5 protein-coding genes are annotated in these 15,292 nt (G+C 69.2%); all 5 read right to left on the bottom strand.

The window, feature by feature from the left end:
• Positions 1-153: 153 nt before the first annotated feature.
• Positions 154-3,027 (bottom strand): TonB-dependent receptor, encoded by a 2,874-nt coding sequence (locus GGR71_RS06950; RefSeq protein WP_160963896.1) that lies wholly within the window; start codon positions 3,025-3,027, stop codon positions 154-156.
• Between the two features lie 489 nt (positions 3,028-3,516).
• Positions 3,517-5,931 (bottom strand): glycoside hydrolase family 127 protein, encoded by a 2,415-nt coding sequence (locus tag GGR71_RS06945; protein ID WP_160963898.1) that lies wholly within the window; start codon positions 5,929-5,931, stop codon positions 3,517-3,519.
• A gap of 252 nt (positions 5,932-6,183) precedes the next feature.
• On the bottom strand, positions 6,184-7,782 hold the full coding sequence (locus GGR71_RS06940; RefSeq protein WP_160963900.1) for a family 43 glycosylhydrolase: 1,599 nt from the start codon (positions 7,780-7,782) through the stop codon (positions 6,184-6,186).
• The gene (locus GGR71_RS06935) at positions 7,779-12,008 is read right to left on the bottom strand and encodes an Ig-like domain-containing protein (RefSeq protein ID WP_160963910.1); all 4,230 of its coding nucleotides are present in this window, start codon (positions 12,006-12,008) and stop codon (positions 7,779-7,781) included. The genes GGR71_RS06940 and GGR71_RS06935 overlap by 4 nt, the downstream gene beginning before the upstream one ends.
• A 119-nt stretch (positions 12,009-12,127) precedes the next feature.
• Positions 12,128-14,959 carry a TonB-dependent receptor gene (locus GGR71_RS06930; RefSeq protein ID WP_160963902.1) on the bottom strand — a complete coding sequence of 944 codons (2,832 nt, stop codon included), beginning with the start codon at positions 14,957-14,959 and terminating at the stop codon, positions 12,128-12,130.
• Positions 14,960-15,292 lie beyond the last annotated feature (333 nt).

Genomic DNA, 15,292 nt, shown 5'->3' with positions numbered 1-15,292 from the left:
ACGCGCCGCGTCAGATGCAGCAGCCAACCCGCGCAATCCGCACGCCGCGCTTGCTCAACGCCGATGGCGCAGAATCGCATCAACCGAGCGTACCGCGGCGGGCTCCGCCGCCACGGCACTGTCATCCGCTCGCCTGCGCAAACAGGCGCCGGATCAGAACTTCACCGTCGCCCGCGCCCAGTAGTAGCGGCCAAGCAGATCGTAGGTGGCGACGTCGGTGTTGGCGTTGGTGACATTGTTGGCGTAGTACAGCGGCGGCTGGCGGTCGGCCAGGTTGTCCACGCCGACTTCGAAGCGCGTGTTCCACGGCTTGACCTGATAGCCCACCTGCACGCTGTGGTAGACGTAGGCGCCGATGTCGCGGACCACCGCGGGCTGGTCGGCATCGGCCGACAGGCTCTGGCGGGTGTCGGCGCTGCCGATCTCGGTGCGGCCGATGTAGCGGATGCGCCACGACGCGCTCCAGTCGCCCAGGTTCCAGTTCAACGTCCCCAGCGCGCGCCAGCGCGGGAAGTTGCCGTAGGCGTAGGTGTACTTGCCGGCATTGTGGATGGTGACGGTGCTGGGGTCGGTGGTGTCGGGGTTGATGTCGTAGCGGATCACGTAGGTGCCGTTGAGGCCGGCGCTGAAGCTGCCCCAGGCGGTGTCCGGCAGGCGGTAGTTGAGGCTGAAGTCCGCGCCGCTGGCCCACAGCTTGCCCAGGTTCACGGTGGGCTCGGCGATGTAGTTGACGGTGCCGTTGTCGTTGCGGTGGATCAGCGCGCAGAACGCGCTGGCGTCGTTGGCGTAGCACTGGTTGAGTACGGTCTGCGCAGAGACCTGGGTGATGGTGTCCTTGAGGTTGATCTTCCACAGGTCCGCGCTCATCGACAGGCCCTCGACCCAGCCCGGGTCGTAGACCACACCGAAGTCGTAGGACATGCCGGTCTCCGGCTTGAGCTGGTAGCCGGCCACTGCCGCGCCGGAGGCCTTGGCGCCGACCTGGTTGTTGGCCTGCTGGTAGCTGCCGTCGGTAGGAACGTTGGTGCAGGCCGCGGCATGGCCGCCGGTGTAGCCGTTGCACGGATCGGTGACCGACGGCGAGTCGCCGGCCACGCCGGCATACAGTTCGCTGATGTTGGGCGCGCGGAACACCTGCGAGGCGGTGCCGCGCAGCAGCAGGTTCTCGATCGGGCGGTACTCCAGCGAGACCTTGCTGTTGGTCTTGCTGCCGACGGTGTCGTAGTCGGAGAAGCGGGTGCCCACGGTCAGGTTGAGCGAGTGCACGCCGGGCAGCCCGGCCAGCAGCGGGAACAGCGCTTCGGCATAGGCCTCCTTGACGCTGAAGCTGCCGCCGAGCACGGACGCGCAGTACTCGAGCACGCCGCACATGCCGTTCTCGTCGCCGGTCCACAGCGGATCGGCAGCGGTGCTGGTGCTTTCCTTGCGATAGGAAACGCCCACTGCCAGGCTCGCGGTGCCAGCCGGCAGCGCGAACAGCTCGCCATTGGCATTGGCCTCGAACTGCTTGAGCGTGTAGACGTTGGTGACGATCGGGTTGACCACCAGCGCTTCCAGCGCGGCCTTGTTGCTGGCGGCGTTGAGGTTGAACACGTCGATCGGGGTGCAGCCGGCGATCACCGCGCCGGCGCTGCCGCACTTGACCGTGCCATCGGCAGCGAGGAACGACGGTCCCACGGCGGCATTGAAGCCGGCGTAGTCGAGGAAGCCCTGGTTGATCGACTTCTGCTTGACCTTGCCGTAGTTGAGGCTGGCATCCCACTGCCAGGAACTGTCGCCGAAGCTGCCGCGCAGGCCCGGATTGATCTGGAAATTGTAGGTGTTGTACTGGTATTGCCGGTTTCCGAGCACCGTGGCGCGCGTATTGAAGTTGTTGTACGAGGTGCCGGTGCTGCGGTCGGTGCCGAAGTTGACCCCGAACGGGTTGTAGTAGCTGGCGGAGGAGACCAGGAAGTTGTCGCCGTTGGCGAAGATCGGGATCGGCGCGATGATCGAGGACGAAGTCGTCTTGCTGAAATAGGTGTTGACGTAGCCTTCCAGGTGATCGCTGAAGCGGTAGCTGCCGAGCACGAAGGCGTTGGTGCGCTCCTGCGGAGTCTGCAGCAGGTTGAACGGCTGGTAGTTGTAGGAATCGGTCGAGGCGACGTAGCAGTGGTACTGGCTGGCGTTGGTCGGGCTGCTGCCGCCGTTGAAGGTGACCCGCGAACACCCGTTGCGCGCCGCCAGCGCCTTGGCCGCGGCCGAGCCGTCGTTGAAGCTGATGCTGCCGGTCGGCGTGGCCGAGGAGCCCTGCTTCACCCCGACGCCGTCGATCAGCGACAGCGCATCCTTGGAATAGGCGCGCTCGCCGGCCGAGACCGGGTCGATGTCGTGGTAGGACAGGCCGGCGACGATGCTGCCGCGCTCGCCGGTCTTGCCCGCGGTCAGCGAGAAGTTGCGGCGGTTGCCGTCGCTGCGCGAACTGGTGCCGAAGTCGGCGCTGGCCTCGACGCCGTCGAAGCCCTTGCGCAGGATGAAGTTGACCACGCCGCCGATCGCGTCCGAGCCGTACACCGCCGAGGCGCCGTCGCTGAGCACCTCCACCCGCTCGATCATGGTCGCCGGGATCGCGTTGACGTCGTTGCTGGCCAGGCGCGTGCCGTTGACCAGGACCAGGGTGCGCTTCTCGCCGAGGCCGCGCAGCGAGATCACCGAGGCGCCGGTGCCGCCGCCGTTGTTGGTGTTCGGGTTGGTGGCGTTGCCGGCGATCGACGGCAGCTCCTGCACCAGATCGCCCAGCGTGGCCTTGCCGGTGGCCTCGATCTGCGCGCGGCTGATGGTCACCACCGGGTTGGCGGTCTCGGTGTCGACGCGGCGCAGGCGCGAGCCGGTGACCACGATGCTGTCCAGGGTCTGCGTGGCGCTGTCTGCGCTCGCCTCCTGCGCCTGCGCCGTTGCCGCGCTGCCCAGCGACAAGACGGTGGCGACCGCCAGCGCCAGCGGCGTGGCGGCATGACGGAAAGAGGGGCGTGGCGACGAAAACGACATGAGCGGACTCCTGGGCGATGGCGAGACGGGACAGCGGGAAACGCAGGCCGAACGATGCCGCGCCGGCGCCATGCCGACGGACGGACCTGCTGGACGGTGGCGCCTGCACGGCGCCTGCGGTGGCATGCCTGCGCCAAGCCATGACGACCTGGCGCACCGCGGGGAGGCCGATGTCCTGCGCGCACGGCTTGTGCGCGGCTCCCCGCTCCTGCGATGACGTCCGACGACGATGGCGGCGCTCCGGTGGCGCGCGCCGGCGCCACGGCCGGTACGACAATGCGATCAGAATTTCATCACGCGGTCACACTGTGCCGTGGATGCGCGGCCGCGTCTTGTCGCGATTCGCGGTTTCGCGTGCGGAATCATGCATGGTCGCGCGTGGCTGCGCACTGCACGCGGCGACCGTGCCGAAGCATGGCGCTGTGTCGCGCAGATGCGACCACGACAGGCACACGCTGCAACCACACGGGGCGATGCCGATGGTTCGCATCACACCGGGATCAACCAGCCGCCGAACAGCGGGCCGGCGGTGTCGCCGTGCTGCGGTTCGATGCGCACGGTCAGCGGCTGCGCATCGCGGGTCAGCGCCGGCGGCAGCGGATAGTCGCGGTCGACGAAATCGATCACCTGGCCGCGCTCCACCGCCACTTCCACGGCCAGTTTCCCATTGACCAGGATGTTGAAGCGGCCCTTGTCGCTGCCCCAGAAGCGCAGGCGCAGCGCCAGCGGCTGCGCGCTGCCGCGCATGCGGAACTCGACGAAGCCCTTGCCGCGCACGTCGCGGCACTGCTGGCGGCGGTAGGCGCCGCCGAAGGAGGTATCGCTGCGCAACTGATGGGCCTGCTCGGAGGCCTCGTCGCCGAACTGGATCATGTCCACCGCAGTCGCGCGCAGGCTGTCCTGCTCGGCCTGGCGACGCGCCCGCCGCTGCGCCTCCTGCGCCCACTGGGCCGGGCCCATGCGCTTGAAGTACAGCGCGCTGCGGCGTTCGTATTGGGCGTAGAACGGCACGAAGGTCAGGCCCGGCGGCTGCGTGCTGTTGGACAGGAAATGGCCGGACTGCGGCAGCTCGGCGAAGCCGCGCAGCGGATCGGCCGCGGCCACCAGCGCCGGGTCCGGCGCATCGTAGGGCGTACTCACCGGCCCCAGGTCCGCGGCCAGCGCCAATGGCCCGCGCATCACCACCACCGTGTCCGCGTCGCCTGCGGCGTGCTCCAGCCGCAGTGGGGTGGCCAGGTCCAGGTCGATGACGTCGCCGGCGCGCCAGTCGCGCTCCAGCGTGAGGTAACCATCCGCCAGCGCCACGCGTGCCGGCTTGCCGTTCACGCGCAGGGTGTAGCGACCCTGGCACCAGGCCGGCACCCGCAGCAGCAGGCGCCGCGGCGTGCGCGCGCCGGCGCGCAGCACCTGCAGGCGCACCCTGCCGTTGTCGGGTACGCCGCTGTCCAGTTCCAGCGCCAGGTCGCGCTCGCTCCAATCGAGCTGCGAGGGAATGTAGAGATTCACGTACAGCGAGGTGGCGTCCTGCCAGTAGATCGCGTCGCCGAACTGCGCATGCGCTTCCATGCCACTGCCCACGCAGCACCAGAACGAATCGAACTTGTCGGAGAAGCCGCGCTCGCCGCCGCTGATCATTGGCGTCATGTAGGTGAACATACCGGTGGCCGGGTGCTGCGCGGCCATGGTGTGGTTGTGCAGCGTGCGCTCGTAATAGTCGAAGTAGCGCGCCTGCGGCGTCCACTGGTACAGGTGCCGGGTCAGCTTGAGCATGTTGTAGCTGTTGCAGTGCTCGCAGGTCTGCTCGGTCAGTAACGCGGCGATGGTGTCCGGCTCCTGGAAGTACTCGCGGTCGGCGTTGCCGCCGATCACGTAGCTGTAGTGCGCGGTCACCGTTTCCCAGAAGAAGCGTGCCGCCGCGGCCGCATCGGCATCGCCGGCGACCTCGAACTGGCGCGCTTCGCCGATGAACTTGGGCACCTGGGTGTTGGCGTGGATGTGCGGCAGTTCGTCGCGCCCGGCCGCGGCGGGGTCGATCACCTTCTCGTGGCGCAGGCGCTTGCCGATGGCGATCCAGCGCGCATCGCCGGTGCGCGCGCCCAGTTCGATGTAGGACTCGTTGAGGCCGCCGAACTCGGTGTCCAGCAGGGTCTGCATCTGCGCGTGGTCGAGCGCGTCGAACACACCGGCAAGATAGCCGGCCAGCGGCAGCAGCACCTGCAGCGCTTGTGCGTTGCCGGCCAGTGCGTGCGCGTCGAGCAGGCCGGCGAACAGCTTGTGCACCGTGTACAGCGGCGACCAACTGCCGTTGAGATTGAACTTGCTGCCCTTGATGACGCCGCGGCGCACGTCCTCGAACACCACCTTGCCGCTGTCGATGGCACCTTTGTCGTTCTTGCGGGTGAGCCCACCGACGTAGCCGTCCGGGTCCTGTGCCTGCGCGCGCGCCAGCTCGGCGACAATGTAGTCGATGCGCTCGCGCAGCACGGGATCGCGGGTCTGCGCGTGCATCTTGGACAGCGCGCTGAGGTAGTGACCCAGCGTATGGCCGGCGATGGTGTCGCCCTCCCAGCCGCCGTACACCGCGCCTTTCGGCGGCAGGCCGGCGTACTGCAGGAAGTTGTGCAGCAGGCGGTCCGGCTCCAGCTCCAGCAGGTAGCGGCGGTTGGTCTGCAGCGAATCCAGGAACAGCGACGGCTTCAGCGTGACCTGCTGCAGCGGCAGCGCCTGCACACGCCCGGGCGTGGACGCGGCGGCGTCCAGCGGGAAGCGCAGCAGCCCGGCGGCCACCGCCAGCGCACTCCATTGCAGGAAGCGGCGCCGCGAGGGATCCAGTGCGTCGCCCATCGCGTCGGCGCCGCCATGCGCACACGGGGCGCTGTGCCGATGCACGCCGTGCCCACTCATCGGCGACCCCGCGCGCGCGGCGCGGAAAGCGGGAAGGAAACGCATCGAGGCATGGCCTGCTCCTGTGTGATGTGCCGCATCGCGGCCGGCGCGTGGCGCCGGATCGGCGACCCCGCTGTCACTGTGGCATCCGGGTGACAGCGCGTCTTGTCGCCTGTGCCGCGCCGCGATGCGGATTTGCGCCGAATCGCGGCATGCGCGCCATCACCGCCGTATCGTGAATGGCGAGCCACGCGGCGCCATCCGCGCGCATCACCGCGCATCGTCGCAATGCTGCGCATCTGCCGCCGTGGCCTGCGGCAGGCGCTGCGCCTGCGGCGCCAGCATCTCCCACTCCTGTACCGCCAGCGCGGCGTGGCGCTCGCCAGCGCCGGCGGCGTCCAGCACCGCGCGCACGCAGCGCGTGGTCACCGGTGCGAAGCGCAGCGTCTGCCAGCGACCGGCAGCGGGCGGGCGCGTGCTCTCCGCCAACGGCCACCAACGCCCGTCGCGACGGTATTCCAGCCGCCAGCGCACCGGCGGCGCCACGCCGCTGTCGGCGCCCGGCGGATGATCGGCCCAGAACAGGATGCGGCTGCGCTGCAGCGTCACCGGTTGCGCCCAGCTGTACTGCAGCCATTGCTGCGGTGGGTTGTGCGGCGTCCAACTGCCCCATAGCTGCGGCGGCAAGGGATTGCGCTTGACCCGGCCATCGTTGAGCGCGGCGATCCAGTACTGGTGCGGGATGTCGGGGCCGTTGGACGCGCTGGCCTGCGCGTAGCGGGCCAGGTTGCGCTGCGGCGGCAGCGATGGTTGCGGCCGGCGTGTGGCCACCACCGGCAGGATCCGCGCCGGTTGCACGGAATCGTCCCACTGCAGCCGGTCGATCGCCACGCTGCGGCGGAAATGCCCGCCACCCTTGGCGTCGGCGGTGTGGTAGACCAGGTACCACTGGCCCTTGAATTCGACGATGCCCGAATGCGAGGTGGTCGAGGACACCGGCGGCAGGAGGACCCCGCGGTAGGTCCACGGCCCCAGCGGCGAGGGTGCGCTGCCATAGGCGATGCAGGCGTGGTACAGCGTCGGCGTGCATTCCGACGCCGGCCCGGCGCGGTTGCCGGCGTAAGCCATGTAGTAGGTGTTGCCGCGCTTGAACAGCCACGGCGCCTCGAAGTAGCCGTCCAGCGTGGTCACCGCCACCGCCTGCCCCTTCGGCGTGACCATGTCGGATTCCAGCTCGATGCCGAACAGCTTGCCGAAGGTGCCCCAGTACAGGTACACACGGCCGTCGTCGTCGACCAGCACGGTCGGGTCGATGTTCTGGATGGCGTTGGGCGCCGGCAGCGATTGCGACAGGATCGGCCCCTGCGGATGCGCATCGCGCCACGGCCCCAACGGACTGTCGGCCACCGCCACGCCGATCGCGAACGGATCGGCATTGCGCGAGTGCACTTCCTGCACCGGCGCATACAGGTAATAGCGTTTATCCGGTCCCTGCACGATCTGCGCGGCATAGGCGTGGCCGGGCGCCGCCCAGGCGAACACCTGCTGCGGACGCAGCAACGTCGGGTAGTGGGTCCAGTTGCCGCGGCCGACATCGTCGGTGACCAGCAGTTGCCAGCGGTCGATCACGAAGTCGTTTTGCTCCGGCGCCGCCTCATCGCGGCCGGCGATGATGTAGAGCTTGCCGTCGGCGACCAGCGGCGCGGGATCGGCCGAATAGTCACGGCCGTCGGCCAGGATCGGATTGCCGGGCGCATGCACCTGCCGCGACCACGGCACCGTCTGTGCTGCGGCCGCGGCCAGGCTGATGCAAGCGGTGCAGGCCGCGAGTAGGCAAGCGACCACGGCGCCTACTGGCTTCCCGCTCATGGCCCCGCCTCCGCCTCGATCACCAGGTCCAGCCGCACCGGCAGCGCGCCGCTACCCTCGCGCCCCTGCGCCTGCCCGACCACGCTCAGGCGGCCGGGCCTGGCGTAGGCGGCCGGCGCCAGCGGCGACCACTGCACCGGCACGCGCTCGCGTGAGCCGTCGTTGTACTGCACGGAGACCCGCTCCGGCAGCGTCGGCGTCCGCCCGGCGCGCACGTGCAGCGGCGGCGGTGCCTGCACCGTGGTGAGCTGTCCGGGCGCGGTCGCGCGGACCCACACGCTGGCGGTTACCGGTACGCCGCCATCGGCCAGGCCCTGCACCTGTACGCGGCCCTCGCCGGCCAGCGCAGCCGGATCAACTTGCGACCAGCGCACGCCCAGCCAAGCCCAACTGCCGTCGGCGAAGGTGCCGGCGATGCGCGCCGGCAATGTCGGCACCTGTCCGGGCGCGATGCGCACGTCCACCGCTTCGGTCGCCACCGCGCGCTCGGCGAACACCTGCCATTCGTCCAGGCCGACGGCGTAGTGGCCCTCGCCCTGTGCCGCGGTCTGCAGCACCGCGCGTAACGCGGTGGTGACTATCGGCGCGAACGCCACCCGGCTCGGCGCGCCCTCGCCATGCACCGGATAGCCGCCGCGCACGGCGATGTCGCGCCACTGCGTGCCGTCGAGGTATTGCAGCGTCCACGCGCGGGGTAGCGCGACACCGCCCTGCGGCTGGTCGTCCCATAAATACAGCGCCGCCGCGGTCAGCCGTTGCGGTTGCGGCCACTGATATTGCACCCACACTGAGGCAGGCTGCGCGCGTCCCCAGCTGCCCCAGCGGCGGTCGGCGGCCGGCACCTGGTCCGGCGCCGGCAGCAGCCCATCGTTGAGCGCCTGCAGGCGATGGTGGCCTGCAGTGAACTGCGCGCTCGGCGTGGCCTCGCCCTGCACCTGCAGCGTCTGCCCGACCGGCGTGGCCGCGGCGATCACCGCGACCTCGGCGTGCCCCTGCAACGCGCCGTCGTCGGCCTGCAACTGCAGGGTGTAGGCGCCGGGCGCGGTGAAGCGCACCTGGGTCGTGGCCGCCTGCGGCTGCTCGAACAGCGCCGCGCCATCGGGTGGCGCCTGCAGCGTGCGCCAGTGCAGTGAAAGCCTGCCGTTCGGCAGGGCATCGTCGCCGACCCGGCCGGCCAGGCGCACCACGCCACCGGCACTGCTGCCGTCTTCCTGCCAGGCCTCCACCTGCGGCGCCTGGTTGCCATGTACCGCCGGGACCGCAGCACCGCTGGCATAGACCTGGACCTCCTTGATCCCGGTGCGCAGCGCGCCGGCATGCGTGACCTGCACGCGCCAGCGCTGCGCGCGCAGCGGCGGGAAGCGGATGCGGTTGCGGTTGCCCTGTGCGATTGGCGTATCGCGCACCTGGCCGGGCACGGTCTTCCACACGCCGGCGTCGAAGTACTGCAGCACATACAGCCACGGCGGCGCGTAGCCGGCGCGCGTGCCGGACGGGAAACCATGCTGTTCGCCCGGCGGCGACGAGCTGCGATAGAAGTACACGCGCACGTCGTCGAGGGTCTGTGGGCGCTGCAGATCCAGCTCCAGCCAGTCGCTGGCGGCAGGCGAACCGGCGGTACCCCAGAACGGTTCGTTGGCAGTGCTGCCGTCGACCACCGCGGTGGCCGGGAAGCCCTCGGTCGCGTAGCTGGCGCTAACCGCCGCGCCCTGCGCCAGATTGCGCGCGCCGGGCGGCAGCGCGATGTCCAGCCCGGCATCGGCGAGCACCGCACCGATCCGCGCTGCGCCAGGAAACCGCACCTGCTGCGGCGCCTGCAGCGCGAGCCGATGCGCAGCCAGCACGCGCAGCGACGCCGCATCGGCATTGACCGCATCCGGCAAGGCCTGCACGCGGCCACTGGCCGGGTCGTACAGCACGTGTGCCAGGCGGTCGACGGTGAAGGCCAAATGCCCGTCCAGATACAGCGAATAGCCCTTCGGCGCGGCCCCGCCGTAGCGATGACCGTCGCGATCCCAGACGATGCTCAGGTCGCGATCGCGGTAGCGCAGGCGGTCGGCGGCGAAATGATCCCAGCCGATGTCGATCGGATACAGCTCGATCAAGGCGTCGCTACGCGGACGCAGGCCCATCGCATCCTCGATCACGGTGAAGTTGGTGGCGCCGAGCTGGGTGTGATGGATCCACGAGCGGTAGCCGATGTGGCCGCCATCGGCGGCGCTGCCCTGTGCCCAGAACTCGTTCTGGTCCGGGTAGCGGTTGTCGCCGTCGATGTAGTGCGCCCAGGCATTCCAGTACAGCAGCTTGCGGTAGCTGGACGCGTCCAGGTATGGGCTGGGGTAGTCGCGCAACGCGCTCCCCAGCAGGCGGAACGCCACGGTGGAATTGATCACCGAGAAATTGTTGCTGCCGCCCTCGCCGCGCGCCTGCGCATCGGCCTGGTTGGCGGTGTAGAACGGGAACAGCGGGAACTGCCGGGCGTCGGCGAACAGGCGCAGCGCACGCACGTACTTGGGATCGGCGTCGGCATCGCCTTGCCTGGGCATCAGGCCGACGCTGAAGGGGTAATAGTTGTTGGTCTCCTTCCAGTCCACCGGCAGGCGCGGCCCATCGGCCTGGCGCTGCTTGAGCAGGTCGCCGTGCAGGCCCATGCCATCGGCCTGCGCGCTGTGGTCCTGCCACAGCACGTCGAGCACGGCACGGCGGATCTTCGCAGCCAGCGCCTGCATACGCACCGCCGTGGCGGCATCGCCGGCCAGTTGCGCGGCCTGCGCGGCGGCCAGCGCATTGGCGTACACGTACGCGCTCTCGCTGCGGTCCATGCGCGGCGCGCCATGGCGCTTGGCCCAGTCGAAGGACACCGCATCGGCGTCGTTGCCGGTCATCGCCGCCCAGTCGTATTCGATCAGGCCGTTGCCGTTGCGGTCGTAGGCGCGCAGCAGCGCCTCCACGTCTTGGCTGGCGTAGCGCGCCAGTTGCCCGGCGATCGCCGGCGGCCCGCCATGCACCTGGTAGGCACGCCAGGCGGCGGCGCTGAGGTACTGGGCGTAGGAATTGGACCAGTTCTCCGGCGCGCCGGGATTGTCCACGTACTTGCCGCCACCGGCGGTCTCGCCGGCACCGAGCCAGGAGCCGTACGCGTAGAGCGGATCGCGCAGGTACTTGAGGTCGTCGATGAACATGCCGGTGGTGAGCACGATGGCGTTGTCGTAGCCGAGTACGCCTTCGATCGCCACCGGGAACTGGTAGTCGTTGCCGGGCACCGCCGCGTCCAGGAAGTTGAAGCGCAGCAGCCACCAGCGGTAGAACAGGGTCTTGTCGATGTTGTCGTCGGGCGTGTCCAGGTACGGCAGGTTGTCGGCCCACCAGCGGTTGTAGGCGACGACGTGCTCGCGATAGGCCTGCTGCGGCGACTGTGCGGCGATGCGCCGGTATTCCTGCAGCGAGGCAGGCAGTTCGCGCGCGATCAGCCCTAGTTGCACCTTCAGCGTCGGTGCCGGCCCGCGCGCCGGCACCGCCAGCGGCCGCACGATGCTCGCGCCATCGACCGCGAAGCCATCGCCGGACAACCGCGGAAACAGCGTGGTGATGGCGTTGTGGGTGACGAAGGCACCGGTCAGTTCGGTGCCTTGCGCATGCGTGGCCATCGGCGAGACCGCGCGCAACGCCAGCGTGTGCGCCACGCCATTGGTGCTGGACACGGTGGCCTCGGCCACCGCCACGTTCTGCTCGCTGATGAACTTGACCAGTTGCAGGCGCACGCCGGCACCGGTGTACACGCTGCTGAAGTAGCTCGGCGTCTGCCGCCGCTGCGCATTGTCCTCGACCAGGGCGATCGGCTTGCCGTCGCGCTCCAGTTGCAGGCGGAACAGCGCGTCGTGCCCGGTCTTATGCACATAGGCCGCGTCGCCGACGAAGCCGGGTTCCTCCGGCTTGTGCGTGTACAGGTAGGCGGCGCGACCGCGGGTGAACAGCCAGCTGTTGCTGTCGCCGAAGCCGCCGCCGGTGCCCTGCCGCGCCAGCACGCGGTCGATCCAGAAATCGCGGCCGGGCGCGCTGCCGGCACCCGCCGCCAGGTCGGCGGCGAAGACCCGCTGCAACTGGCCCTGCCCCTGCCCCGGCGCGAACGCCACGCCGCTGTCCGGCAGCGGGAGCGCATCGCCGGCGAAGCGCGGCATGCCGATCGCGGCATTGCTGGGCTGCAGGCCTTCGCCATCGCGATCCAATTGATCGCCAGCGTTAGCCGCTGCCGTCACCGCGGCAGCGACGAACAGCAGACGCCGCAGGAGGACGGTGGCGCCGCGCCGCACATGCGAGGCGGCGCTATCTGGAGCAGGCGTGGGGATCAAAACTCGGTCCTGATCCGCGCCCAGAAGTAACGTCCCAACGTGTCGTAGGTGAACGCATCGGTATTGGCCGCGCTGGCATAGCCGTAGTAGCGCGGCGGCGTACGATTACCGAGGTTGTTCACGCCCAGCGCCAGGGTGCTGTGCAGGCTCTCGAACTTCCGGCTCACGCTGGCGTCGTGGTAGGTCACCGTGCCGACCGGGAAGTACACGCAACTGCCGTCGGCGGCGGTGTTGACGCAGAAGTCCTCGTAGGCGCTGCCGACCGTGGTGCGCCCGATCAGGCGCGTGTTCCAGTTCGCGTGCCAGGGGCCGTTGTCCCAGTCGAGCGTGACGTTGGCGCGCCAGCGCGGCAGGTTGCCGTAGCTGGACTGTTCGCCCACGTAGTTGTGCGGATCGCCGCTGAACTTGTAGCTGGACAGGTAAGTGGCATCGATCCCTGCGCGGAAGCGCCCCCACGCCGTCTCCGGCAAGGCGTACTTGATGCCGATGTCGTCGCCGCGGATGTCGACCTTGCCGCTGTTGATCGCGAACGGCACGGTGACGCTGACCAGTTGCCCGGTGGGGCCGCGCTTGATCAGCGGACAGTAGGCGCTCTGGCCGTCGTAGCAGTTCTGCAGCACCTGATCCAGGCCGGTGCCGTTGATCATGTCGTCCAGGGTGACGCGCCAGCTGTCTAGGTTCAGCGACAGGCCCTCGGCCCAGCCCGGGTCGTACACCGCGCCGATGTTGTAGGAGCGGCCCTGCTCGGGCTTGATCGCGAAGCCGGCGTTGGCCGAGCCGGTGGTGAGCACGGTGAAGGAAGAGCTGTTGACGAAGCTGCCGTTGGTCGGCACGTTGGCGCAGGCTGCGGGATTGCCGCCGCCGGTGTAGCCGTTGCACGGATCGGTATAGGTACCGGCGTCGTCGACCACACCGTTGAACGGCGAGCCGTACAGATCGCCCAGCGCCGGCGCGCGGAACACCTGCGAGCCGGTGGCGCGGATCAGCAGGTTGTCGATCGGCCGCCATTCCAGCGCCACCTTGCTGTTGGTGGTGCTGCCCCAATAGTCGTAGCGCGAGTAGCGCGTGCCCAGGTTGAGATTCAGCGCCTGCGCGCCGGTCACGCCCTTGAGCAGCGGCACCAGCACTTCGGCGTAGGCCTCCTTGATGGTCTCGTCGTGGCCCTGGTTCATGATGCAGCCATCGTTGTAATCGCAGTTGCCGTCCGCATCGGCCGCCGCCACCGGGTTGCTGGTGCCCTGCGAGAAGCCGTTCTTGCGGAACGACAGGCCGAACGCGGCCTGCACCGCGCCGGCCGGCATCGCGAACAGGTCACCGTTAATGCTGGCCTCGGCGAATTTCATCGTGCTTTCGTCGATCAGGTCGACCGCGCTCTGGGTGGCCTTGATGGCGGCGATGGTGGCCGGATCGTCCGGGTTGAACACGTTGATCGGTGTACAGCCGGCGATCACGTTGCCGGGCGTGCCGCACTTGATGGTGCCGTCGCTGTCGCGGAACGAGGCGCCCACCGCGTTGTTCAGCGCCGAGGTGATGGAGAAGCCGTTGCGCACCAGGGTGTCCTTGTAGTGCGCGTAGCCGGCCGCCGCGTCCCACTGCCAGCTGCTGTCGCCGAACTTGCCGCGCAATCCGGCGACGATGTTGGTCTGGTACATCGTGGAGGTGTAGACGCGGGTGTTGGCCGGCACCGAGCGCAGCAGGTAGCGGCTGAGCTGGGCGCCGAAGGGGTTGTAGTAGTTCTGCGCCGCGTTGGGCAGTTCCAGGCCGTAGGCGGTGAGCTGCGAGGTGGTCTCGCTGCGGGTCCAGAACATGTCCAGGTAGCCCTGCACGTTCGGAGTGAAATCGAAACTGGCGTGTGCGGAGGCGTTGGTGCGCTGCACCGGGGTGATCAGGTACTGCCCGGTGTAGGAGTTGTAGCCTTCCACCGCCTGGCTGTAGGTGTGGAAGTCGCTGGCGGTGACCTGGCCTGGCGGCAGATCGGCATTGGGGGTGAGCACGCTGCCGTTGCGCAGGAAGGCGCGGGTACCGTTGCCGCGGCGCTCGACCATCTGGCCGTTGAGGTAGTTCTGCGCAGTGCGCGCGTAGTCGCGGTCGCTGTCGTACAGCGCGTTCATCGAACTGCGGCTCACGCCGAGGATCAGCCCGCCGCGGTCCCAGGTCTTGCCCCACTCCAGGCCGAGCGAGCGGCGGTTGCCGTCGCCGTGGGTGCTCAGGCCGTAGTCGGCGGTGGCGGCGAAACCGTCGTACTTGTCCTTGAGGATGATGTTGACCACGCCGGCGATGGCGTCGGAGCCGTACACCGACGAGGCGCCATCGGTGAGCACCTCGATGCGCTCGACCATCGCCGCCGGAATCGCGTTGACGTCCACGCCCGGCGCGGCCGAGACACTGCTGGCCGGGCCGGCCATGCGGTGGCCGTTGACCAGCACCAGGGTGCGCTCGGGGCCGAGGTTGCGCAGCGAGACCAGCGCCCGACCATGGCTGAAGCCGGAATTGAGCGAGACGTTGGGCATGTTGCCGGCCATCGCCGGCAGCTGCTGCAGCAACTGGCCGAGGGTGTCCTGGCCGCTGTCCTCGATGCGCTGGCGGTCGATGGTGATGACCGGGCTGGCGGTCTCCGCATCGACGCGGCGCAGGTGGCTGCCGGTGACGCTGATCCGTTCCAGGGTGGTCGCCTGGCTGTCCTGGGTCTGTGCATCCTGCGCCTGCGCTACCGGCGCGAGCAGGGCCAGGGCGGTGCAGATCGCCGCGGCCAGCGCACCGGGCTGCGGCGCGGCGGCGCGCCAGGAACACGGGAACAGCGGCGCAACGCGTTCGAGCAAAGACGGCATCGGAAATCTCCTGAGCGGCAGCCTGGCGTTCGCCGGAGCGCCGCCCTTCCCCAGGCGGCCGCCCCGTCGCCAGCGCGTGTGGCGGATACGAAAACGGACGTGTCCACGCATGCGCCGCCGGACGGGACGATCCCGACGCCGCCTGCACGGCGACGCGCACGACCCATGCGCTGCGTCCCCGGTGACGTGCGGTGAATCTCCCCCTGGACATTCACTGCACGGCCACAATGTGCGCGTAGGATGCGCGCGGCGTCTTGTCGTATTTATCGGGAAAACGTGCGGAATACCGCACTGCCCCGCACGCTAGCGGGACGTTTCCGACTTTTTCGCCAC

This window comes from Xanthomonas sp. F1 (assembly GCF_014199855.1).
This window is presented reverse-complemented; position numbering and strand designations above follow the sequence as displayed.